Genomic DNA, 22422 nt, shown 5'->3' with positions numbered 1-22422 from the left:
TCATTAGCCTGCGTGCTCCACGCGCCATTACGGGGAGACCATGGGTTACATCGAGCGTCCACGCCGTGTCGTAGGACCCGCACAGGAACTCCAACAGGACACCGGCCGGGCAACCGGCGCGGCCGACGCGCCCGGACTCCGGGCCGATCTACTGCGCAGTCGATCGCCGGAGCTGCTCGAAGCCGTGGCCCGGCTCGACGCGGGACTCGACGCCGCCGCCGGCCGCCGGCTCGCCGACTGGATCCGCGAACAGTACGAGGTGCAGCACCACAACGCGCCCATCGGGTTCCTCGCCCGCTGCCACCTCGGCCCTCCGTACGTGGACCACATCCTCAACCTCTTCGGTGCGATCCTCACCCACTACGCACCGGGTGACGTCCTGCCCGACCCCTACGGCGCGGCCCGGATGCTGGCGCGCAGCCCCAGCTACGCCTGGGTGGAGGTCTACTCCGACGGGCTCGTCCTGCCCGTACTGGAGAACGGTGCGGTGGTTCGGCCCAGCGGGCCGCGATCGGGGGAGAGCGCGTGACGGAAATCGACCACGGGCTGCACCGGAAGGTCGCCGAGATCAACCGGCTGGTGGCCGGCGTCGCCGAGCAGGTCGGCCACGTCTCGGGGCAGGTCAACTCCGTCGAGGCCAAGCAGCAGCAGACCCGCACCGAACTCCAGCAGCTGCGCGACGAGTTCCAGGCGTTCGCGGCGCAGGCGCGGCTCGTGGCGGCGCTCCAGCGGGCGGAGACCCGCGTCGGCGTCATCCAGGACCGGATCGACCACGAGTTCGGCCACCACAAGGTGGTCCGGCGCACCGCGGTCGGCATGCTCCAGGCCTTCGACATCGGCCTCGTCGCCGAGGACACCGTCCGGATGGTCGGCGACCAGCTGATGCTCCAGACCCCCCGGTACTGGCTCGCGCCGGCGCTGGTGGCCCTCGCGGCCTGGTCGGCCGACGACCCCACCCTGTGCGAACGCGCCGTCCAGGAATCCTTCCGCCGTTCCCCGGACCGCACCTCGCTCTTCTTCGCGCTGGTCCTGCGCCGCCAGGGCCGGCACGCCGAATCGGCGCGCTGGCTCCGCCACTACCTGCTCGCCCAGGATCCGGCCGCCCTCGGCCGGGAGTTCGCCGTCATCCTGGAATCGGTGGCCCAAGGCGCCTTCGGCCCGGCCGGCCGGGCCATGCTCCGCGAGGCCCTGGACGAATGGCACGAGCTGCTCGGCGGCGACACGGCCGCCCAGGACGCCCAGATCGACCGCTGGCGGGCCGAGATCGGCTCCCTGTGCCCGACCGTGACCGGCGCCGAGTTCACCTTCCTGCACCAGGTCTCGCCGCAGTGGCCGCAACTCGGCCAGGTGCTCTCCGCCGCCCGCACCCAGCAGGCCGTCCTCGACAAGTACGCGGCCCTCCTGAACGCCGAACCCACTGCGACGCACCGCATCGAGGACGCCGTCGACGACATCCTGGACCGGCTCGTCTCCGAGTACGACAACGAGGAACTGCCCCTGCGCCGCGACCTCGCCTACCAGGAGGCCGTCGTCGCGCACGACGGCGACACCAACCGGGCCCGGGCCGACGCCGACGCCGACTCGGCCTCCTACGACGTGACCCTCGACTACCTCACCGTCCAGAGCACCGCCGCCCTCAACCCCGGCGCCATCGGAACCTCCGAGGCGACCCGGCGGCTCGCCGTCGCCGCCTGCCGGGACTGGTTCCACCACGCCCACCAGGGCTTCTCCCGGGACTACCGGGCCGCTCTGCCGCAGGACGTGCAGGCCCGCTTCGAAGACACCCATCCGGTGGCCGGACAGAACTTCACCCTGCCGGTCTGGACCGGCTCCTACCACACCCCGCTGCCCGAACTGGAGAAGCAGCTCGGCGACCACTGGGACCGGCACACCGCCCCCTTCGTCGCCGCCCTCGGCTACAAGTACCCCGCGAAGGTGATCGCGCTCCTCGCCGCCGCCGTGATCGGCCTGTTCATCGGCAACGCGATCAGCCCCGCCGCGGCCGCCGTGATCCCCCTGCTCATCGGCGGCATCGGCTACCTCCTGATCCACCAGGGCGCCTCCAGGACCCGCCGGGCACAGGACTCCGCCAAACTCCTGCTCGGCGAGGCCCGCCGCGACGCCCTGCACCGGCTCGTCGGAGCCGCCGCCGACCTGACCAACTGGCAGCAGGCCTACCAGGAGGCCGACGCCGTCGAGGGCAGGGTCCGCGAGCTCATCGCCTCACTGGCCACCGCCACCGAGGGGAACTCCCCCTTCACCGGCCGCACCGTCACCCCGGAAGGGCGACCCTCATGACCACACCCGACCCCGAAGCGCCCCGGCCGCGCCGCAGACTGTGGGCCGCCGGCGCCGAACCGGCCGAGGAGCGCACCACGGCCCGGCTGCGCCGCGTCGTCGAGGGCCTGCCCGAATGGTCGCCGCTGCCACCCGGCGAACAGCTGGTCCGCCGCCCCGGCGCCCGACGGGAACAACCCTGACCATGAGCACCTTGTGGGGCCACGGCGGCGCCTACCAGACATGGACGCAGTACCTGCGGGACTGGAGCACGGGCGGGGCCGCGGCCACTGCCGAGGCGGCCGCCCGGCTCCCGCGGCTGCGCCCCGACGACTACCACCAGGACACCTGGGCGCTCTTCTCCCAGCACCTCACCGACGCCTTCGACCGGCGCCTGCGCGGCTGGGCGAAATCCCTGACCGCCGCCCTGGAAGCGGCCCGCGACGAGTTCGACGCGGGCCGCGCCCTGGTCCAGGCGCGCACCGGCCTCGACGCCGTCCGCGCCCTCGCCGCGCACCCGTCCCTGCCCGAGGACCTGCGCGCACGACTGACCGACCTGGTCGAGGGCCAGATCACCGGCTTCCAGGAACAGCTGGAAGCCTCCCTGGACCGGGCCGCCCGCGGCGGCTCGGACCCGCGGTTCCTGGAGGACCGCCGCCGCACCCTGCGCGAGAACCCGCTGACCACGCCCGGGTCCGGCGCGCCCGGGCCCGGTACGGGCCGGCCGGGACCGGTACCGGGCGAGGGCTGGTCGTACGACCCCGCGGCCCCCGCCCGCCGCCGCATCATCACCGACTGACGGAGACCAGTACCCCATGTCCAACCACGCCGAATGCCATCGCGATCTCGACAGCTACATCTCCGCCCGGGTCCCGGTCATCTGCATCCGCACCATCGAACAACAGCGGACGCTGCGCCTCGTGCGCTCGGCCGCCACCCACGCCCGGCGCGGCGCCATGCCGTTCTGGATCTACACCAGGGCCACCGGCCTGCGCGACCTGCGGACCAACGCGCCCATGATGGAAGACCGTTCGCTCACCGGGGCCATGGAGTTCGCCGCGTCGCAATTCACGGCGCGCCCCAACGCCACCCTGGTCCTCGTCGAACCGGACGACATGGACGCCGACACCCCGCTGACCCGGCACGTCGCCGAACTCGCGCGGCTCGCCGACACCAACATGGGCAGCGTCATCCTGATCACCGACAGTCCGGTGTGGAGCGGCCTTCAACGCCTCGGAATGGGAATCCAGTTGGACCCGCCGGACGCCGACGAGATGTACGCGACGATCTCCGCCTTCCTCGACGACCACCGGGGTCACATCCCCATCGCCTGGGACGAACGCGACACCCGGCGCGCCGCCGAGTTCCTGGTCGGCGTGACCGAGGGGGAGGCGATCAACCTGATGGCCACCGTCGCCGCGAAGGGTTCCGTCGAGGCGGGGGACGTCGTGGCCCTCGCCCACGCCAAGGACCGCATCTTCAACGACCTGACGGGCCTGCAGAAAGTACCGCTCAAGGACGCCGATTACGCGGTGGGCGGTCTGTCCAACCTCCGCGACTGGCTCCGACGCCGGGGCCGGCTGCTCCAGGCCGATCTGCGGGACACCGATCTGCGGCCCCCGCGCGGCGTCCTCTTGGTGGGCGTTCCCGGCTGCGGCAAGTCCCTCTCGGCCAAGGCCATTGCCGCGCAATGGCAACTTCCCCTGTACCGACTGGACATGGGCTCCATCCACGGGAAGTACCTGGGCGAGTCGGAGGGGCGCTTCCGGGAGGCGCTGGAGACCGCCGACCGGGTCGCGCCCTGCGTGCTGTGGATCGACGAGATCGAGAAGGGCCTGGCCGGCGCGGGTGACGGTACCGGGGTTCCGCAGCGGATCATCGGCCAGTTCCTGTTCTGGCTCCAGGAGTCCCAGTCGCGCACCTTCGTCGTGGCCACCGCCAACGACGTCCGCAGCCTGCCGCCCGAACTGCTCCGCAAGGGCCGCTTCGACGAGCTCTTCTTCGTCGACCTGCCCGACGCGCAGGACCGCGAGGAGATCATCGGCATCTACTACCGCCGCTACCTGAAGACCGAGCCCGACCCCGAACAGCTGGCCCGGCTGGTGGAGTTGTCGGACGGGTTCGCCGGTTCCGACATCGAGGCCGCGCTGCACGACGTCGGCGCCGAGGTCTACCTGGGCGGCGGCCCGCAGCACATGCGGTCCGCGTTCGTGCTGGACACCTTCGCCAACACGGTGCCGCTCAGCCGCAACAACCCGGAACAGATCGAGGAGATCCGCGCCTGGGGCCGCGAGCGGGCCGTCCCCGCCGGCCGGTTCGCGGCGACGGCCGCGCAGGGGCCCTCCGGACCGACCCGGCGCATCGTCTTCCTCGACGACTGACGACTGGCGACCGACGACCGACGACTGGCGACCGCAGGGGGCGTCGCGCGACGGTGCGGCGCCGACGGGGCCTGCGCGGACGGCCGCGCGCTCAGCCGGTGGGGGCCGTGCGCGGCTTCGTCTGCTGCACGGCCCAGCCGTTGCCGTCGGGGTCGGAGAAGTAGACGAACGACCCCCACGGCATGTCCTGGATCTCGGTCACCTCGACGCCCCGACCCCGCAGGTCCGCGTAGGCCTCCTCGATGTCGGCGACCACGACCTGCATGTTGTCCAGCGATCCCGGGATCATCCGGGTGAGTCCCTTGCCGAGGGCGATCGAGCAGGCCGATCCGGGCGGGGTGAGCTGCACGAAGCGGATCTCCTCGCTGACCGTGACGTCGTGGTCGGTGTGGAAGCCGACCCGCTCGTAGAAGGCCTTGGCCCGGTCCACGTCGGTGACGGGGACGGCGACCAGCTCCAGCTTGATGTCCATCACGCACTCCCGGATCGGCGACGGCCCGCGTCGGGGCCCCGCGGCCATCATGCTCCGGAGGTCGCCACGGCGCCGCCCGGCGCACGGCCCGTGTCGGCGAACTGCGTCCGGTGGAGCTCCTGGTACCGGCCGCCCGCGGCCAGCAGCTCGTCGTGCGTACCGCGTTCCACGATCCGCCCGTCCTCCACCACCAGGATCAGGTCGGCGGCCCGCACGGTGGACAGCCGGTGCGCGATCACCACGGCGGTCCGCCCGCTCAGGGCCTCCGCCAGGGCTTCCTGAAGGGCGGCCTCGGAGGTGTTGTCCAGGTGGGCGGTGGCCTCGTCGAGGATCACCACCCGCTGGCGGGCCAGCAGCAGTCGGGCGATGGTCAGCCGCTGGCGTTCCCCTCCGGAGAGCCGGTAGCCGCGCTCACCGACGACGGTGTCCAGGCCGTCCGGGAGCGAGGCGACGAGCCCGTCCAGGCGGGAGCGGCGCAGTGCCTCCCAGATCTCCTCCTCCGTGGCCTGCGGCCGGGCCAGCAGCAGGTTGGCCCGTACCGATTCGTGGAACAGGTGGCCGTCCTGGGTGACCATGCCGAGGGTGTCGCGGATCGAGTCGGCCGTGAGGTCCCGTACGTCGATCCCACCCAGGCGTACCGCGCCCGCGTCGGCGTCGTACAGGCGCGGCAGCAGTTGGGCGATGGTGGACTTGCCGGCGCCGGATGAGCCGACGAGGGCGACCATCTGGCCGGGCTCCGCCCGGAAGGACACCTCGTGGAGCACCTCGCTGCCGCCCCGGGTGTCGAGCGTGGCGACCTCCTCCAGGGAGGCCAGGGACACCTTGTCGGCCGACGGGTAGCCGAAGGAGACCGCGTCGAACTCCACCGAAACCGGCCCCTCGGGCACCTGGCGGGCGTCCGGCTTCTGCGCGATCAGCGGCTTCAGGTCGAGGATCTCGAAGACCCGCTCGAAGCTGACCATGGCGCTCATCACCTCGACGCGGGCCCCGGCAAGGGCCGTCAGCGGCGCGTACAGCCGGGTCAGGAGCAGGGCGAGGGCGACGACGGAGCCGGCGTCCAGGGTGCCGCGCAGCGCGTAGTAGCCGCCCAGGCCGTACACCAGGGCGAGGGCGAGGGCGGAGACCAGGGTCAGGGCGGTGATGAAGGCCGACTGGGCCATCGCCGTACGGATCCCGATGTCCCGGACCCGGGCCGCGCGGGCCGCGAACTCCGCGGACTCGTCCGCCGGGCGGCCGAAGAGCTTGACGAGGGTGGCGCCGGGCGCGGAGAAGCGTTCCGTCATCTGCGTGCCCATGGCGGCGTTCAGCTCCGAGGCCTCCCGCTGCATGCCCGCCATCCGCACGCCCATCCGGCGGGCCGGCAGCACGAACACCGGCAGCAGCACCAGGGCCAGCAGGGTGATCTGCCAGGAGATGCTCAGCATCACCACCAGGGTCAGTGCCAGCGTCACCGTGTTGGCGACCACCCCCGACAGGGTGTTGCTGAAGGCCCGCTGGGCCCCGATGACGTCGTTGTTGAGGCGGCTGACGAGGGCTCCCGTCCGGGTCCGGGTGAAGAAGGCGACCGGCATCCGCTGGACGTGGTCGAACACCGCGGTCCGCAGGTCCAGGATCAGGCCCTCGCCGAGCGTGGCGGACAGCTTGCGGGTCAGCAGGCCGAGGCCCGCCTCGGCGACCGCGATCACCGCGATGAGCAGGGCCAGCCGGGTGACCACCCCGCCGTCCCCGCCCTTGACGATGGCGTCCACGATCCGACTGGCCAGGAGCGGCGTGGCCACGGCGAGCAGTGCGCCCACCACGCTGAGCAGCAGGAAGAGGAGGAGCCCGCGGCGGTGCGGGCCGGCGAAGGCCCCGATGCGGCGAAGGCTCGTCCGGTTGAAGGGGCGCCGGTCCTGCTGGGCGTTGATCGCACTGTGGAGCGAGGTCCACGCGGTGACTTCCATGTCCATGACGGCCACGGTAGAACCTCAACATTGGTTCAGGTCAAGGCGTCGGGGTGGAACCCACCCGTACGCGTCGCCAACTCCCGCCCGTACGAACGTCTTTCGGAGTCGTTCCGGCTTCTCGTGCCACCCGGCCCACAGTGCCATCATCAGGACATGACGCAGGCACCGAAGTCCGCCCGCCCCGGCCGGCCCGCCCTCGACACGGTCCTGGAACGGTTCGAACGCTGGGCCCGGGACACCCCCGACGCCCCCGCCCTCCTGGCCGGCCCGGACGGCCTCACGTACGCGGAACTCGACGCGCGGGCCAACCGGCTGGCCCACCACCTCCTGGCGGCGGACCCGCCCGCGCACCCCCTGGTCGCCGTCGCCGGGACCGCCCGGCCCGACCTGCTCGTCGCCGTACTCGCCGTCCTCAAGGCCAACGGGACGTACGCCCTCCTCGACGCCGGGGACCCGCACGCGGCCCAGCACCTGCTCGCCGCACTCGACCCGGACCTGCTGCTCACCCACACCCACCACCACGCCCGCCTCGACCGGGGCGACGGCCTGCGCACCCTGCTGCTCGACGCGGAGTCCGCCCGGATCGCCGAACGCCCCGGCGATCCACCGGCCCGCCCCGCACCGGACACCGCGCCACCACCGAACGGAACCGCGGCGGGCTCGCCCGCCGCCGTACTGTTCACCGGCTCGGCCGTACCCCGCCCGGTCCGCACCGGCCACGCGCTGCTGCTCGCCGCCCACGAGGGCTGGGCCGAGACCGCCCGGCTGACCCCCGAGGACCGCCACCTGTTCACCTGCGGGCCCGACGTCACCGCCTTCGCCGCGGGCTGGACCCGTGCCCTGTGCTCCGGCGGCGCCCTCGTCCTGCCCCGGGATCCCGTGCGGCAGGCCGAGGACCCCCGGCGGCACGCCGAGGACCTGCTGCGGACCATCGCCGCCGAACGGGTCAGCGTGCTGCACACCGACCCCGCCGGCGCCCTCGCCCTGCTGCCCGACCCCGGGCGGGCAGCCCTGCCCGCGCAGTCCCGCGGCGAGGCCGGCCCCGGGACCGCACCGCTGCGGCTCGTCGCCGTCACCGGGGACCGGCTCCACCTCGACGAACAGTCCGCCCTCCAGGCCGCGCTGCGCCCGGGCGCCCGCGTGCTCAACGTCTACGGTCTCGCCGAGTGCGCGGGCAACGGCACCTGGTTCGAACTCCCGCAGCTGCTCCGCCCGCTCGACGACCCCGAGCGGCTCTCCCTGCTGGGCACCCCCCACCCCGGCTGCGGGGCCGACGTGCGCCACGGGGAGATCCACCTCACCCCGCCCGGGGGCGGCGACGCCGTCCCCACCGGCGACCTCGGCCGGCTCCGCCCCGACGGCCTGCTGGAGTTCGGGGGCCGGGTCCGCGACCGCTTCGACCTCGACGGCCGGCCCGTCGACCCCCACCCCCTGGAAGCGGCGATCCGCACCCACCCCCGCATCGGCGCGGCCGTCGTGGGCGCCGTCCCCTCCGGCAAGGGGGAGACCCGGCTCGTCGCCTACCTCGCCCCGCCGCACGGCGAAGCCGCCTCGACCCCGGGCACGGCCCTCCCCGAGACGTGGGAACTCCGCGCCCACCTCGCCGAGAAGGTGCCCGCCGGCCTGACCCCGCGCGCCGTGATCCGGCTGCGCACCCTGCCCCGCACCCGCGGCGGCCAGGAGGACCGGGCGCGGGTACCGCAGCCGCCGCTCCTCCTCGCCCCCACGCCGCCCGGGTACGGCGCGCGCCCCGGATCGGCCAAGTACGGCGCCGCGAACACGGGCGAGGGCTCGCCGTCGTGCGCCGTCGGCTGCGGGGCACTCGCCGTCGGGCTCGTCGCGCGCCTCGTCACGAACCTGCTGTGGCCCGGATCGACCGACCTCACCGGCATCCCCTTCCCCTGGGCGGTCCTCTTCGGCCTCCTGCACGCGCTCGAATGCGTGGCCTTCGGCCTGGGCGTGATGTTCCTGTTCAACGGCCGCCGCCGGATGCTCGCCCAACGGCGCGGCCGGCGCATCACCACGGCCGCGCACCTCGCGATCGTGTACCTGCTGGTCTCCTGGTGGCCGCAGGACAACCTCTACCGGCTGGCGGCCAAACAGGACTGGCCCCGCCAGGCCGCCCTCGTCTACGTCTTCAACGTCCCCTTGATGATCGCCGCCGGCGTCCTCGCCTTCTACGTCACCCGCAGACCGACGAGCCCGTTCGACTTCGACGACTGAACCCCGGCCGGTGCGAAGCCCTCTCCGACGGCGAGGGCCCGCGCCCGCACCAGTTCCCCGGCCGCGTCCATCACCCCGGCCTCGCGCGCGGCGACCAGCATCCCGAACCACGGCGTCGGATCGAAGGCCGCCGTGGGGACGGTCGGCACGAACACCGCGCCCAGCTCCGCGCAGGCCCGCGCCAGGCCCGCGCACAGCTCGTCCCACTGCGCCTGCGGCAGCCGGGCCCCGAGCTCCACCCGGTCGACGATCCGTACGAGGTGCCCGGCGCCCCGCAGCACGTCGAGCCGCGCCGCCACCATGAACGCGACCGACGGCCCGGTCAGCCGCAGGTTGGTCTCCGTCGGCGCGAGCCGCCCCCGCTCGTCGGCGACGAAGTCCACGTCGAACCAGCCCCGGTAGCCGCAGCCCGCCAGCTCCCGGCCCACCGCCCGACCGAACGCCAGCAACGGACCCTCCAGCGCGCCCGGCACCACCCCGGGGCCCACCGTCGCACCCCGGTAGGCGCCGTCGGCCACGTCCATCACCGCCCCGCCCACCTCGTGCGGCCGGCCCTCGTCGTCCACGAAACCGTCGTAGGTCAGGTCCCGGGGGCCGGCGTCCGCCGCCGCCGGGCCGGCAACGTACTCCTCCACCAGCAGGGGCCCGCGCGGCAGGCCCCGCAGCACCGCCCGGGCCCCGCCCGCCTCCCGGACCCCGGCTGGCGTCACCACCGTGGTGCCCGAACCGCCGACGCCGTGCTCCGATTTGAGAACGGTGCTCTCGCCCGCCCGGGCCCGCGCCGCCAGCAGCCGCGCCGCGGTCCAGCGGTTCCCCGCCCGCCACTGCCCGGGCAACACGATCCGCGGATGCCCGCCGCCCGCCAGGATCCGGCCGAACAGTTCGTGCGCCGCCGACTTCGACTCGTGGCGCAGCTCCCGCGGCCGCCACGGCAGGCCCGCCAGCTCGCTGAACGCCGCGGTCCGCCCCCACGGCACGAGGGGCAGGCCCCGCCCCGTGACCCGCGCGGCCAGCGCCGGTCGGGCCCGTACGGCGTCCGACAACCCGGGACCCCGCTGCGCCACACCGTCGTACACCTCCACCTCCGGCCCCCACCCCAACTGCCGGCCCACCAACCGGACCCAGCCCGCCGGCACCGCCCGGGGCAGGACCAGGACGGCGGGGGAGGGGCTGTAGAAGGCTGCGAGACAGGCGTAGTGGTGCGCGGCGTGCTGCCGGACGTCCAAGGAGGGGTCCCGGAACTGGGCGTTGAACTCCGCGACGTTGCCCACGTGCACGGCCGGAACCCCGCCCGTCCAGGCCAGCGCCCAGCCGGCGAGCGGCACCGGGGCCACCTCGAAGCGGAACAGACCGTCCGGGGACCTGCCCGAGGGCGCCGCACCCATCGCCCGGTAGAAGCCCACCGCGTGCGGGTCGGCGTCGACGCGCAGCCGGCCGACGCCGAGCGCGGCGGCCCGGCGCACCGCGTCCCGGTACAGCAACCGGCCGATGCCCCGACCGATGGCGTCGGGCTCCACGAACAGCAGCCCGAGCCGCGCCACGCGCCCGCCCGGGGACCCCTCGGGGCCGGCCGGTTCCGCGCACTCCCACGACCCTTCGAGGGAGGCGAGGCCCAGCACCCGCCCGTCGCCCTCGTCCTGCGCCACCACGATCCGCCGGGCCGCCACCTGCGCGCCCGCGATCCGCAACTGCGGGGCGCACGCGGCGAGGAACTCCGCGTCGTACCCCCAGTACGCCTTGGACCGCATCACCAGCGCGGTCAGCTCCGACGCCTCCGCGGGCCGTGCGGCCCTGACCTTTGCCATTTCCTGACCTCCCCATGGTCCGCCGCCGGGCCGTGCGATAGATTCGGCCAGCCCACGGCAGGTACGCCCACCGCCACCCTTCCTACCCACCCGGAGACAGGCTTCTCAATGAGCGACATCATCAACGGACTTGGCCGCACCAGCGCGTTCGGCGCCCTCGGCCTGGTGCTGCTGATCCTCGGCATCGTCCTGGTGGACGTGCTGACGCCCGGGAAGCTCCCGAAGCAGATCTGGGAGGAGCGCAACCGCAACGCGGCCCTCCTGCTCAGCTCCGCGCTCCTCGGCATCGGCGGCATCGTCTTCACCTCGATCTGGACCACGTACGAGGACTTCGGCAAGGGCCTGCTGTCCACCGCGGCCTTCGGCCTGCTCGGCCTGATCCTGATGGCGGTGGCCTTCCTGGTGCTGGACCTGGTCACCCCGGGCAAGCTCGGCGCCATCGTCGTCGACCCGGAGCCGCACCCGGCCGTCTGGGTCACCGCGTGCTGCAACCTCGCCGTCGCCGCCATCGTGGCGGCCTCCATCGCCTGACCCGGCGCCCGGCACGGCACCGACGAGAGCGCCGCTCCCCACCGGGAGCGGCGCTCTCGTCGTACCCGCGGCCCTACGCCAGACCCAGGGCGAACACCGCGAAACCCGCCGCCAGCAGCCCCGCCACGGCCCCGCGCGCCACCGACGAGCGCCGACCGTCCGCGGGCGGCGCCTCGAAACGGCGCGCGTACCGGGCGATGACCACCAGCAGCAGCGCGAACACGGGCATCCACGCGGCCCGCGCCGCGATCCACCCCGCGGTCACGGGCGCCGTCGTCAGCCCGGCCACCTCACCCACCAGGGACGCGGGGATCGCCGCCGCCAGCATCGCGCTCTGGTGCCAGCACAGGATCGTCATCGCGCACAGGTTGACCACGACCACCGGCGCCCACAGCAGCGGCCGCGCCAACAGCCCCGCCAACCGGTCCCGCAGCAGGATCGCGGCCCCCGATTGCGTCGCTGCCAGAGCCAACACCAGCAGTGACGGCGGATGCGAGTTCGTCCGCGCCTCACCCGGCACCCCGACCATCGACGCCGGGTAGTGGAACACCACCAGCAGTACGGCGAACAGCGCGGCCCCACCCACCAGCAGCAGCCACGCCCCGCGCCGCCCGATCCGTCGCTCACCCCACGAGACGCCCAACTGGTACGCGAACAGCCAGCCCGGCAGCACGTTCAGCACCGGCAGCCAGGACGGCACGGCCTCGGCGAACGGCCCGTAGCGCAGGAAGTCCACCCCGGCGACCGAGGCGAGCAGCGGGGCCGCAGCCCACCCACCGAGCCGCCGCGCTGCCCGCACGCAGTACGGGGTCAGCGCCGTGACCACCACGTACACCCCGACGAACCACAGCGGCTGGACCACCAGCGTGGCACCGGTCCGCAGGGTGACCTCCGGCACCCCCGCCGCGTACAACACCGGTGCGGCCAGCGCCCACACCGCCGTCACCCCGAGCACCGGCCGGCCCAACCGGACGATCCGCGCCTTCAGCCAGGCGCCGGTGGACCCCGGCCGACGCCGGAAGGACAACACGGAGGCGTAGCCGCCGACGAGGAAGAAGATGCCGAGCATCTGGAGCACCCAGCTCGCCGGGGCGAGGCTCCCGAAGGCGCCGAGCGGGCCGGCGTTGTGCAGGCCGCCGTCGGCGTCCAGGGTGAAGCCGCCGAGCAGCCAGTGGCCGGTCGGCACCGCGAGCAGGGCGAGGGCCCGCAGGCCGTCGACGGCCCGATCCCGGTGCGACGGCGTCCGCCGGTCGATCCGGTCGGCCGCGTCGCGCACGAGGGTCGTCACGTTCATCGGTACTCTCCCCGCGCGATCGCGGCGAACGCGGCCAGGGAGCGCGTGCCGGGGGCGAAGTAGCCGGTGTGTCCCTCGACGTCGCCCGCGGGGATCCGGCGCGCACCGAACCCGGCGGAGACCGGGTCGGCGCCGTGCCCGATCCCGCCGACCTCCACGTGCGGAATGTCGGCGATCCAGTCGGAGGGCCCGCGGGCGGCCCAGACCCGGGCGCCGGTCCGCAGCGCCCCGACGTGGTCCGCCCGCATCCCCGGCGAGCCGAACACGACGATGTCGCCGGCATCGGTGTGCCGGGCCGCCAGTCCGCAGACCACCGAGCCGTAGCTGTGGCAGAAGAGCACCGGATCGGGGACGCCGACCGCGTCGAGGCCCGCCGTGAACCGCGCCAGCCGGACCGCGCCGGCCTCGGCGAGCCGGCCGGACGCCGCGTCCATGCCGACCCCGACCGGTGTCGTGTAGCCGGTCCACGCGATGACGGCGCCCCGTCCGCCCGCCGCCTCCCGCAGCGCGCGGGCCGTGCCCGCCGGGCCGGTGGCCGGCTTGCGCGGGGCGTCGTGGGACACGGCGTCGTTGTCCGCCCCCGGCACGATCACCGAGACGTGAGCGGCGTGCTCCAGGTCCCCGAACACCTCGGTGACCTGACCCCGCCCCCGCGGGTCGAAGGCCAGGATCTGCCGCCCCGGAGCGGCGAGGGAGGCGTAGCGCGCCTCACCCGTGGCGGTGATGGCCAGCCGGTTGGCCTCGTACCGCAGGGGGAGAGGAGCCCCCTCCAGGTTGCCCACCACCGACGGGTGGGCGCGCAGCAACTCCCGCTCGCGGACCTCGTCCAGTCCGGCGAAGAACCGGGCGACCTCGGCCGGCGTCGCCGTCCACGGATCGGGCAGCGGTCGCCACGCCGTGCCGGCGGCCCGCCACTCGGCGCTGCCCGGCGGCGGCCCGGTGACCAGGGCCTGGCTGTCCCCGGCGGCCCAGCCCGCGGTTCCCGCGACGACGGCCGCGGCCAACACGGCCGCCCCCATGGTCCTTGCGAAGCGGCGCATGCCCCTTCTCCTCTCCTCGTGACGAGGAGGAAGGTAGGAAGGAGGTACCCCGCGGCACGTCCCACCGGGGAGCCAACCCGAAGGTCATACCCCAGTAGGGGGTGGAGGAGACGACGCCCCCAGGACCCCGCCGGCGGACCCGTACGGGAACGGGGGCGAACCGGGTCCTGCCGTCAGGCCGAGTCGCCGGGACGGACCAGACCGGCCTCGTACGCGAAGATGACCGCCTGCGCCCGGTCGCGCAGGTCCAACTTGCCGAGCACCCGGCCGATGTGGGTCTTCACCGTCTGCTCCGCGAGCACCAGATGGGCGGCGATCTCCTGGTTCGACAGCCCCCGGGCGATGAGTTCCAGTACCTCGGTCTCACGCGGCGTCAGCCCGTTCAGCCGCAGCGCCGGATCCTTGCGCGGCGCCGGCCGCTGCCGGACGAAGTCCGCGATGAGCCGCCGGGTCACGGAAGGCGCCAGCAGCGCCTCGCCCGAGGAGACCACCCGGACCGCGGCGATCAGGTCCGCCGGCGGGGCGTCCTTCAGCAGGAACCCGGACGCGCCCGCGCGCAGCGCCTCGTACACGTAGTCGTCGATGTCGAAGGTCGTCAGCATCAGCACCTTCGGCCGGTGCACCACCCCGGGCGGCGGATCGAGCAGCTCTCGGGCCGCCGAGAGCCCGTCGAGCTCGGGCATCCGTACGTCCATCAACACCACGTCGGGGTGCACGGTCCGCGACACCAGCACCCCCTGGCGCCCGTCGGCGGCCTCGCCCACCACGTCGATGTCGGCCTGGGCCGACAGCAGCGCGGCGAACCCCGCGCGCACCATGGCCTGGTCGTCGACGATGATCACGCGGATGGTCAACTGCTGTCCTCGTTCGTCTCGGTGGACCCGTCCCCACCGTTCAGCGGGAGGCGGGCGGCGACCCGGAAGCCCCCGTCGGGCAGCGGCCCGGTGTCCAGGGTCCCGCCGGTCAACCGTACGCGCTCGCGCATCCCCACCAGACCGTGCCCCGTACCCGAACCCTCCAGTTCCACCACGGCGTCCCGCGCCGGGCCGTTGACCACCAGCACCAGCACCTCCCCGGCGTCCCGGGTCACCGACACCCGGGTCCGCGCGCCCGGCGCGTGCCGCACCACGTTCGCCAGGGCCTCCTGCACGATCCGGTACGCCGACAGGTCCACCGCGGGCGGCACCCCGTCAGCCGCGCCGGCCGCGAGCGACAACTCCACCGGCTGCCCCGCCCGTACGATCGCCTCCACCAGCTGCTGGAGCCGGTCCATCCCCGGCTGCGGGGCCCGCTCGCCGTCGCCGGTCGCCCCGTCACCGCGCAGCACCGTCAGCAACCGCCGCATCTCGCCCAGGGATTCACGCGCACTGGCGGCGATGGCCTCGAACTCGGCACGGACCGGCTCCGCCATGCCGGGCAGCCGGTACGGCGCCGAATCGGCCTGCACGGTGATCACCGACATGTGATGGGCCACCACGTCGTGCAACTCCCGTGCGATCCGAGCCCGTTCCTCCAGCAGCGTCCGCCGCGACCGCTCCGCCTCGCTGATGCTCTCCTGCTCGGCGATGCGCTGCTGCGCGTCGCCCAGCCCGCGCAACACCCCGGTCACCGCCAACAGCGCCCCGGCCAGTACGAACAGCAGGGCGGCGGTGTCGGTCACCTTCTCCGGCCGGAAGAAGAGGCCGAGAACCAACCCGGCCGCGCCCGTGGCCAGCCACACCTGGACCAGCGTCCGGATGGACTCGCGCAGTCCCAGGCAGACCATCAGCACCAGGTAGCCGACGATGACCATCGGGGGCCACGGCCAGGGATGCCCCGCCACCCGGTCGGCGCCGATCAGCAGCAGGGCCCCCACGACGTCCGCGAAGAACACCATGCCCCACGCGGCCATCGGCCGGGTCACCGCGAGCAGCAGCGGCACCGTCTGCGCCACGCCCAGCGCCCCGGCCCAGCCGCCGCCCAACCCGTAGTCGTTGATCAGCACGGCGATCGTCACCGGGATCAGCGTCACGACGAAGACGGCGACGACGGCGTACGGCAACATCCGCTGCCAGCGCGCCGGCGCCGCCGCGAACAACGGCTCGCCCGGTCGCGCGGGGGTCCGCAGCAGGACGGAGAACCGCGCCCGCGCGCCGGGCTTCCCCCGATCGGTACGGGAACTCCCGGGGGCACGCCCGCCCCCGACGGCGCGACCCGCCTCGGGGGCGGCGCCGCGGGCACGGAATCGGTCTCTGAGACTCATGATCGGACCACCCTATGCGCCGGGGGCTCGCACGGGCGTGGAGGAGCCCCCCCCGGGCGGGGCCGAGGTACGGACCGCACGGGGTCGCTCCGGGTGAGCGGCGGGGGCGGGTGGCGGGCTGTTTCCCGCGCGGTTCGGCCAACGGACGCGCACTCCGGCGCACGCGAAGGCCCGGACTCGTTCCCCCGGCGGGTCCCGCTCGTTGAGCGGGCATGGAGCTGCTGCCGACCATCGCGGCGCCCGGCGTCGCAGAACGGGCCGACGCCGCGGCCGATGCCGCCTGTCACCTCTACGACGCCGTCCGGCCCTGGGGCGACGGCGGGCCCGGCGGGTGGAGCCGGACCGCCGCCGAGGACGCCGCCGAGACGATCGAGACGACCGCGCACGCGCTCGCCCTCATCCACCCCGGCGCCGAGGTCATCCTCGCGCCGGTGCACGCGGCCCTCGCGGACCTGCGCCGCCGGCTCGCCCTCGCCCCGGCCGACCCGCTGACCGTCGAGGGCGTCCCGGCCACCCCGCGTTCCGTGGGCAATCCGCGCCGGACCCGCCGGGTACGGGCCCTCAGCCCACCCGCGCCCCGGAGACCGCGGCCTGGTACAGCTTCCTGACCTGCGCGCCGAAGTACGAGCTGTAGGAGACGTCGGGCGTGGTCCCGCCGGTCTTCCAACCGCCGATGACCCCGACCACGTCACCGGTTCCCGTCCGCTGGTCGTAGCGCGTCAGGAACGGGCCGCCGCTGGTGCCTCCCGGGTAGCCGGTGCAGCCGATCCGCAGGAAGGACCCGGGGATCTTCGCCTCCTTGCTGGTGAACTTCGTCGTCCGGTTGAAGCACACGCGGGGGCGCGCCGCCGCCGAGGGGTAGCCGATCAGGGTGACCCGGGCGTGCGTGAACGTGGCCCCGGTGACCAGCCGGTTCCCGCCGACCGCGGTCTCCACCGCCGTCCCGCGGGAGTTCGGGCCGACCCGGGCGAAGGCGACGTCGAGGGTGGCGGCCCGGTCGGGCCCCTCGCGCCGGTAGCGCGGGTCGATCCACATCCTCGGCCGTCCGCCCGCGTCGCGCAGCACCGGGAACATGCCGTACGGCTGAGGCTTCGCCTTGGTGTAGCGCGGTACGAAGGCCACCTGACGGGAGTCCGGTCCCAGCAGGCAGTGCGCCGCGCTGAGCACCAGGTTGCGGCCGGGGGAGGAGACCACGCTGGCGGTGCAGAAGTACGCGCCGCCGCCCTTCATGACGAACATCCGCCCGACGGCCGGGCTCCCGTCGAAGTCCTTGCCCACGCCCGCCCGGGCGGACGCGGGGATCGGCGCGGCGACGGGCTTCGGCGTCGGCTTCGCAGCCGGTTGCGCGGGCCGTGGGGCGGGGGCGGGCCGGGAGGGCGCGGGACCGGTGGCGACGGGCGCGGGTTCCGGGACGGAGCCGGGCGCCGGCACGGCCGGGCCGGTCGGGCCGGCAGGGGTGGCGGGCGCGACCGGGGTGGCGGGGGTGGCGGGGGTCGCCGCGTCCGACGGGGTGGCGGGCGCGCCGGGGAGCGCGGGGGCCGGGGTGGTGCCGGTGGCCCCGGGGGTGGCGGGGACGGCTCCCGGCGCCGGGGTGCCCATCGCCGGTGCGGGCGGGGTCGCTTCGTCAGGTTCACCGGGTCCGGCCGTGTCGGACGGGGCCGGCGGCGCGGCGGCCCCGCCCGCCGGGGGCTCCACCGCCGGGGGTTGCACCGCTGGGGCCGGTCCTGTCGGAGCGTCGGCCGCGGGGGCCCCGCCGGTCCGCCCCGGGGTCGATGACGGCGCCGATGGCGGCGTCGATCCCGATTCCGGAGAGGCCGGCCCGTCAACGGGATCCGTCGCCGGGCCGCCTCCCGTCGCGCCCTGGCCCGTCGGAGCCGCGGGCGGCGGATCCTGCCCCGCCGGGGCCTCTCCCGAAGGGCCTGACGGGTGCTGCCCCGCCGGCACTCCGGCCGCCGGGGCGCCGTCCGGCCTCCCCCCGTCCGCCACCGGGGCGCCCGGCCCCCCGTCCCCCGCACCCGCGGGATCCGCTGCGGGCAGACCTGCCCCCCGGGGATCGGCCGATGCGTCGGGGACCGGGTCGGGCATCGGGAGGGCGGAGGCCATCCGTTCCGGCGTCCAGAACGCGGCCGCCTCGCGCGCCGACCAGAGTCCGGCGGCCGCCTCCGCGCTCGCCGTCCCGGCGGCGGGCAGCGGCCCGCCGGGCAGCAGCAGTGCGGCCGTGGCCGCCACCACCGTCAACGTACGTCGCATGCCTGCTCACTCCTGTTCGTGACGGGGGTCAGACGGCCTGGGGAAAACGGAACAACCGGCCGGGGTCGTAGGAGCGCCGTACCTCCTCCAGCCGGGGGAGGTTCGGCCCGTAGTAGGCCTGCCGCCAGGCCGTCAGCTTCGGGTCGGCGTAGTTCTGGTAGGCGCCGCCGCCCGCCCACGGGCGCAGGTCCTGCCAGAGCCCGTCCAGCCAGGCCTGGTGCGCGGCCACCTCGGTGGTCGACGCCGACCCGGGCCATGAGGCGAGGTACTGGGCGAGGAACGCGCTGTCACGGTGGACGAAGGCGGTCGCGTCGGACCGGGTCCGGTTCACGGCCCCGCCGCACACCCCGTCGAACTGGATCACCCCGCGCCCACCGGCCGGCGCGGCCCGCGCGTAGCGCCGAGCGGCGTCCAGCACCGCGGCCACCGCGCCCCCGGGCAGCCCGGGCGCGCGCCAGAAGTCGGAGCGGGCGGCGTAGGAGTCCCGGCCCAGGCGGCCCCGGGGGTCCCGGCCCGGCAGGGTGCCCGGCAGCCGGCACTGCTCGGCCGTGCGGTCCAGGCATCCGGCCATCGCCCGCAGGGTGTCCCCGTGGCTCCGGACGACGATCCAGCTGTCGCGCGGGCCCCGGCCCACCAGGTCGGCGAGCCGGGTCAACTGGCGCTCCAGCTCGGCGCGCCCGTCGAGGCAGACGATCCGTACCGCCGGGGCGGGCACGGGACCGGACTCCAGGGTGAACTCCACCTGGCTCCAGAACGGATCCGGGAGCGCGCCCAGCCAACGCTGCCACCCGTCGAGCACCGTCGCGGATCCGGCGACCGGCCAGTGCAGTTCGGCGAAGGCGCAGTCGCCGACCGGATGGGTGCGGAAGCGGAACTCGGTGACGACCCCGAAGTTCCCGCCGCCGCCCCCGCGCAGCGCCCAGTACAGAGACGGGTCCGCCTGGGCGTCGGTCTCCCGTACGACGCCGTCCGGCGTCACCACCCGGGCCCCGAGGAGCCGGTCGGAGGTGGTGCCGTGGGCGCGGGAGGACAATCCCAGGCCGCCGCCGAGGGTGAGCCCGGCGATCCCGACGGACGGACACAGTCCGGCGGGGATTCCCAGGCCGCGCGCGGCGAGGGTCGCGTTGACCTCGGCGAGCCGGGCGCCCGCACCGATCCGGACCTCATCCCCCGCGAGGGTGATCCGGGCCATCGCCCCCACGTCGATCACCAGCCCGCCGGCCACCGTGGACCACCCCGGGTAGCTGTGGCCGCCGCCGCGCGGCACCACCGGGACGGCGGAGCGGCGGGCGAAGTCCAGGCAGACGGACACGTCACCGGCGTGCGCGGGGTAGGCCACGGCCGCCGGCGCGACGATGTCGTGGCGGGGCTGGAACAGCTGTCGCGCCTCGGTGTAGTCCACGTCACCCGGCAGGACCAGTCGGCCGTCCATCGCCCGGGCGAGAGCCCCGAAGTCGGGCGCCCGGCCGGCCGCCCCGACGGTGGCCAGGACTGCGGCGGCCGCACCCGCGAGGACCCGGCGGCGTTGGAGGCTCATCCCTCCTTCCTGCCACCGACCGGCCGGATCGCGCCGAAGGCGGGCCCGCGAACCCCCCATTGCCGCCCGAACGGCTTATCGCACCAGCGGCCCCCGGCGCGTCGGGTCCGGCGCCGGTCGGTGGATCAACGGGCGGTCGTGGGTTTGCGGAACAGCAGGAAGGCCTGCACCGCGTCCTCAGCGGCGTCGGGTTCCCGCACCAGGCGGGCGACCTCCGTCAGCCCGGCCTCGGTCAGCAGTCCGGCGATCAGGGCGGGTGGGGTCCGGTAGACATCGAGGTCGACCGGCCCGCCGTGGGCGGGTGCCGGCCGGTGGCGTTCGGCCCCCACCTCGAAGGCGATCAGCGCGTAGCCGCCCGGCGCCAACACGCGCGTGAACTCCCCGAAGGTCGCCGCCAGTTCCCCCGGCGGAGTGTGCGCCGTCGCGTACCAGGCGAGCACCCCGCCCAGTACCCCGTCCGCGACGTCCAGCGCGGCCATCGGCCCCACCTCGAACCGCAGCCCCGGATGGTCGCGGCGGGCCACCGCCACCATCGCGGGCGACAGGTCCACTCCGAAGACCCGCACCCCGAGCCAGTCCAGGTACGCCGTCACCCGGCCCGGACCGCAGCCCAGGTCGACGACCGGGCCGCCCCCGGCGTCGCCGCGCACGCATTCGGCGAACGCGCCCAGCATGGCCCGGTCCAGCGGCTTGCCCGCCAGGGCCGCACCGCGCCGCCGGGCGTAGTCGACGGCGACGGCGTCGTAGGACGCCCGTACGGCATGGAGGTACGAGGTCTCTGTCATGCCCCGAACGTAGCCCGGCCGGCCCCGCGACTCACCCCCGATCGGACCCCGGCCCGAGGCCGGTCGGCGGGTACGGAAGCTCCGCCCACTGGTCCCCGGGCACGCCCGGGGAGAGCCGCATCAAGGTCAGCGCCTTCACCGGCAGCGGCCCGGCCCGCAGCGCCTCGGTGTCGGCGGTGGGAGGGACGGCGTCGAGCGCGGCGGCCAGGTCCTCGCCGAAGGCGGCCGCGGATCCCGCCGTCGAGGCGAGGGCACCGGCGACCAGGGAGCCGAAGAGCTTGCGCCGCAGCACCGACTCGTCGTCCGTGATCAGTCGGCCCGACAAGGGAGGCACCGGCAGCCCGTGCCGGGCCAGCCGCTGCGGGCTGATCCGGATGTCGGCGAGGTCCCGGTAGACCAGCCGCAACGGTTCCCCGGCGGGGGAGAGGACCACCAGGAGGTTCTGGCCGTGCCCCTCCAGGGCCACGCCGAGGTCCAGGACCCGCAGGCACACCGACAGCGCGAGCCGGGCGAACGCGGCCCGCCAGGAGGCGGAACGGACCAGCGCGGTCCCCGCCAGCGCCGCCACCGGAACCACCCGCTCACCCGGTCCCGCGTAAGCCTCCGGGGGTTCGCGGAGCACCGCCGCCAGATCCGGGCTGTGCGCGGTGGCCGCGCCCAGGGTGCGGGTGATGTGCAGTCGCCCGTCGAGGCGGGCGCTCAGGGCGTGGGCGAAGGCGGACACCACGGCGGCCGTCTCGATGGAATAGCCCGAGATGTCCCGTACGGAGGAGGTCAGCCGGGTGCTCAGCGCCGTCTTCACGTGGGCGCCGCCGTCGGCCGGGGCGAGGGTGCGCAGCGCCATCAGCGGATGCGCCGCGATGCCGGGGTGCGCCGTGACACCCGCTCCGTTGCTCGCGCCCGCGCGGCCCTCGCCCTTCAGTACGTGCCGCGCCTGCCACGGGTGCACCGGCACCAGGATCCGCCGGCCGTCCCGCAGCTCCCGCGGCCACTCCCCGGTGACCAAGCACTCCTCGGCCCGTACGGGAAGCAGCCCGAGTTCGACCAGCGGCCGGTGTTCCGGGGCGTACGCCAACTGCTCGGCCACCGAGAAGCCGGGCCTGGAACGGCAGTTGGGGTGGTACGGATGTCCGTCCACGACCCGCTGCTCCCACTCCCAGCCGGTCGCCGGTTCCTCCTGCGGACCCGCCGGCTGCCCGGCCCGGGACAGTGCGAGGGAGGCCGTGCTGTCGTCGAGTTCCGCGGCGAAGGCGGCGCCGTGCGGCACGCCCAGCGCCTCGACGAGCCGCGCGGCCCGCCGGTGGACGCGGCCGTCCAGCCGCACCTCGTCCACGTGGGCGGCGGTCGCGTACGGGTCCGCCGGCGGCCCCTCCAGCCGGCGGCCGTCCGCCAGACGCAGGGTCAGCGAGCCGGGGCCGTGCTCGCGGCCCACCACCCACGGCAGCGGCTCGAAGGCCAGCGCCCGCCACAGCCGGGTGAGCACGGCCGCCCGGGCCCCGTCCAAGGAGGCCTCGTACGCGGATCCGAGCCCGGGCCGTACGACGGCCAGCGCGGCGGCGACGGCCTCCTCGGCGGGTGAGACGGGAGTGCCCGTCGGGGTGAACGAGCCCAAAGGGTCCGGTGAGCCGGGCGAGTCGGT

At 74.9% G+C, this 22422-nt stretch carries 19 protein-coding genes; 8 read left to right on the top strand and 11 right to left on the bottom strand.

Translation table 11 applies throughout. The annotated features are described in order from the left end of the window. Positions 1-40 precede the first annotated feature (40 nt). From ACFY0I_RS04745 to ACFY0I_RS04725, 5 genes are read left to right on the top strand one after another with little or no spacing between them, the layout of a single operon-like run. A complete protein-coding gene (locus ACFY0I_RS04745; RefSeq protein ID WP_388890128.1) occupies positions 41-529 on the top strand; it encodes a hypothetical protein in 489 nt (162 codons plus the stop codon). Continuing rightward, complete coding sequence (locus ACFY0I_RS04740; protein ID WP_388890125.1) at positions 526-2298, top strand: hypothetical protein; 1773 nt, start codon at positions 526-528, stop codon at positions 2296-2298. The genes ACFY0I_RS04745 and ACFY0I_RS04740 overlap by 4 nt, the downstream gene beginning before the upstream one ends. After that, positions 2295-2480 (top strand): hypothetical protein, encoded by a 186-nt coding sequence (locus ACFY0I_RS04735; RefSeq protein ID WP_388890122.1) that lies wholly within the window; start codon positions 2295-2297, stop codon positions 2478-2480. The genes ACFY0I_RS04740 and ACFY0I_RS04735 overlap by 4 nt, the downstream gene beginning before the upstream one ends. Before the next feature lie 2 nt (positions 2481-2482). Beyond that, on the top strand, positions 2483-3076 hold the full coding sequence (locus tag ACFY0I_RS04730; RefSeq protein WP_388890120.1) for a hypothetical protein: 594 nt from the start codon (positions 2483-2485) through the stop codon (positions 3074-3076). Between the two features lie 16 nt (positions 3077-3092). Then, positions 3093-4658 (top strand): ATP-binding protein, encoded by a 1566-nt coding sequence (locus ACFY0I_RS04725; protein ID WP_388890117.1) that lies wholly within the window; start codon positions 3093-3095, stop codon positions 4656-4658. 91 nt (positions 4659-4749) lie between these two features. On the opposite strand, the gene ACFY0I_RS04720 is transcribed toward ACFY0I_RS04725, so the two are convergent. Next, entirely contained in the window at positions 4750-5130 is a 381-nt protein-coding gene (locus ACFY0I_RS04720) for a VOC family protein (protein WP_388890114.1), read from the bottom strand. Positions 5131-5177: 47 nt separating this feature from the next. Then, positions 5178-7079, bottom strand: coding sequence for an ABC transporter ATP-binding protein (locus ACFY0I_RS04715; RefSeq protein ID WP_388890111.1), 1902 nt, complete (start codon positions 7077-7079; stop codon positions 5178-5180). A gap of 150 nt (positions 7080-7229) precedes the next feature. On the opposite strand from ACFY0I_RS04715, the gene ACFY0I_RS04710 reads away from it, so the two are divergent. Further along, the gene (locus tag ACFY0I_RS04710) at positions 7230-9299 is read left to right on the top strand and encodes an AMP-binding protein (RefSeq protein WP_388890108.1); all 2070 of its coding nucleotides are present in this window, start codon (positions 7230-7232) and stop codon (positions 9297-9299) included. On the opposite strand, the gene ACFY0I_RS04705 is transcribed toward ACFY0I_RS04710, so the two are convergent. Further along, positions 9254-11104 (bottom strand): GNAT family N-acetyltransferase, encoded by a 1851-nt coding sequence (locus tag ACFY0I_RS04705; RefSeq protein WP_388890106.1) that lies wholly within the window; start codon positions 11102-11104, stop codon positions 9254-9256. The two genes, ACFY0I_RS04710 and ACFY0I_RS04705, sit on opposite strands and share 46 nt — an antisense overlap. Positions 11105-11212: 108 nt before the next feature. Here ACFY0I_RS04705 and ACFY0I_RS04700 point away from each other — a divergent pair, with 108 nt between their 5' ends. Beyond that, a complete protein-coding gene (locus tag ACFY0I_RS04700) occupies positions 11213-11635 on the top strand; it encodes a DUF350 domain-containing protein (protein WP_281205358.1) in 423 nt (140 codons plus the stop codon). Positions 11636-11708: 73 nt separating this feature from the next. On the opposite strand, the gene ACFY0I_RS04695 is transcribed toward ACFY0I_RS04700, so the two are convergent. The 4 genes from ACFY0I_RS04695 to ACFY0I_RS04680 all read right to left on the bottom strand — a co-directional run bounded on the left by ACFY0I_RS04695 (position 11709) and on the right by ACFY0I_RS04680 (position 16211). Further along, a complete protein-coding gene (locus ACFY0I_RS04695; protein ID WP_388890103.1) occupies positions 11709-12929 on the bottom strand; it encodes an acyltransferase in 1221 nt (406 codons plus the stop codon). Continuing rightward, positions 12926-13969, bottom strand: a complete 1044-nt coding sequence (locus ACFY0I_RS04690) for an alpha/beta hydrolase (RefSeq protein WP_388890101.1) — start codon at positions 13967-13969, stop codon at positions 12926-12928. Before ACFY0I_RS04690 ends, ACFY0I_RS04695 begins: the two co-directional genes overlap by 4 nt. A 173-nt stretch (positions 13970-14142) precedes the next feature. Next, a complete protein-coding gene (locus ACFY0I_RS04685; RefSeq protein ID WP_388890098.1) occupies positions 14143-14823 on the bottom strand; it encodes a response regulator in 681 nt (226 codons plus the stop codon). Beyond that, entirely contained in the window at positions 14820-16211 is a 1392-nt protein-coding gene (locus ACFY0I_RS04680) for a sensor histidine kinase (RefSeq protein ID WP_388890095.1), read from the bottom strand. The genes ACFY0I_RS04685 and ACFY0I_RS04680 overlap by 4 nt, the downstream gene beginning before the upstream one ends. Before the next feature lie 212 nt (positions 16212-16423). On the opposite strand from ACFY0I_RS04680, the gene ACFY0I_RS04675 reads away from it, so the two are divergent. Continuing rightward, on the top strand, positions 16424-16819 hold the full coding sequence (locus ACFY0I_RS04675; RefSeq protein ID WP_388890093.1) for a hypothetical protein: 396 nt from the start codon (positions 16424-16426) through the stop codon (positions 16817-16819). Here ACFY0I_RS04675 and ACFY0I_RS04670 read toward each other — a convergent pair. The 4 genes from ACFY0I_RS04670 to ACFY0I_RS04655 form a co-directional block, all read right to left on the bottom strand. After that, a complete protein-coding gene (locus ACFY0I_RS04670) occupies positions 16773-17921 on the bottom strand; it encodes a trypsin-like peptidase domain-containing protein (RefSeq protein WP_388890091.1) in 1149 nt (382 codons plus the stop codon). The genes ACFY0I_RS04675 and ACFY0I_RS04670 overlap by 47 nt on opposite strands. A 568-nt stretch (positions 17922-18489) precedes the next feature. Further along, positions 18490-19998 (bottom strand): FAD-binding oxidoreductase, encoded by a 1509-nt coding sequence (locus ACFY0I_RS04665; protein WP_388890089.1) that lies wholly within the window; start codon positions 19996-19998, stop codon positions 18490-18492. 125 nt (positions 19999-20123) lie between these two features. Beyond that, positions 20124-20783 (bottom strand): class I SAM-dependent methyltransferase, encoded by a 660-nt coding sequence (locus ACFY0I_RS04660; protein ID WP_388890086.1) that lies wholly within the window; start codon positions 20781-20783, stop codon positions 20124-20126. Between the two features lie 31 nt (positions 20784-20814). After that, on the bottom strand, positions 20815-22395 hold the full coding sequence (locus tag ACFY0I_RS04655) for an IucA/IucC family protein (protein ID WP_388890674.1): 1581 nt from the start codon (positions 22393-22395) through the stop codon (positions 20815-20817). Between the last annotated feature and the right edge of the window lie 27 nt (positions 22396-22422).

This window comes from Streptomyces sp. NPDC001568 (genome assembly GCF_042893755.1).
Lineage (GTDB): Bacteria > Actinomycetota > Actinomycetes > Streptomycetales > Streptomycetaceae > Streptomyces.
The sequence above is the reverse complement of the archived record's forward strand: the minus strand, read 5'-3'. Positions and strand labels throughout refer to the sequence as shown.

Excerpts from the sequence above, each read along its gene's own strand:
- ACFY0I_RS04660 (WP_388890086.1), bottom strand. The coding sequence starts at position 20,783 with ATGACAGAGACCTCGTACCTCCATGCCGTACGGGCGTCCTACGACGCC.
- ACFY0I_RS04675 (WP_388890093.1), top strand. The coding sequence starts at position 16,424 with ATGGAGCTGCTGCCGACCATCGCGGCGCCCGGCGTCGCAGAACGGGCC.
- ACFY0I_RS04735 (WP_388890122.1), top strand. The coding sequence starts at position 2,295 with ATGACCACACCCGACCCCGAAGCGCCCCGGCCGCGCCGCAGACTGTGG.
- ACFY0I_RS04705 (WP_388890106.1), bottom strand. The coding sequence starts at position 11,104 with ATGGCAAAGGTCAGGGCCGCACGGCCCGCGGAGGCGTCGGAGCTGACC.
- ACFY0I_RS04745 (WP_388890128.1), top strand. The coding sequence starts at position 41 with ATGGGTTACATCGAGCGTCCACGCCGTGTCGTAGGACCCGCACAGGAA.
- ACFY0I_RS04665 (WP_388890089.1), bottom strand. The coding sequence starts at position 19,998 with ATGAGCCTCCAACGCCGCCGGGTCCTCGCGGGTGCGGCCGCCGCAGTC.
- ACFY0I_RS04710 (WP_388890108.1), top strand. The coding sequence starts at position 7,230 with ATGACGCAGGCACCGAAGTCCGCCCGCCCCGGCCGGCCCGCCCTCGAC.
- ACFY0I_RS04720 (WP_388890114.1), bottom strand. The coding sequence starts at position 5,130 with ATGGACATCAAGCTGGAGCTGGTCGCCGTCCCCGTCACCGACGTGGAC.
- ACFY0I_RS04715 (WP_388890111.1), bottom strand. The coding sequence starts at position 7,079 with ATGGACATGGAAGTCACCGCGTGGACCTCGCTCCACAGTGCGATCAAC.
- ACFY0I_RS04725 (WP_388890117.1), top strand. The coding sequence starts at position 3,093 with ATGTCCAACCACGCCGAATGCCATCGCGATCTCGACAGCTACATCTCC.
- ACFY0I_RS04730 (WP_388890120.1), top strand. The coding sequence starts at position 2,483 with ATGAGCACCTTGTGGGGCCACGGCGGCGCCTACCAGACATGGACGCAG.
- ACFY0I_RS04700 (WP_281205358.1), top strand. The coding sequence starts at position 11,213 with ATGAGCGACATCATCAACGGACTTGGCCGCACCAGCGCGTTCGGCGCC.
- ACFY0I_RS04695 (WP_388890103.1), bottom strand. The coding sequence starts at position 12,929 with ATGAACGTGACGACCCTCGTGCGCGACGCGGCCGACCGGATCGACCGG.
- ACFY0I_RS04690 (WP_388890101.1), bottom strand. The coding sequence starts at position 13,969 with ATGCGCCGCTTCGCAAGGACCATGGGGGCGGCCGTGTTGGCCGCGGCC.
- ACFY0I_RS04680 (WP_388890095.1), bottom strand. The coding sequence starts at position 16,211 with ATGAGTCTCAGAGACCGATTCCGTGCCCGCGGCGCCGCCCCCGAGGCG.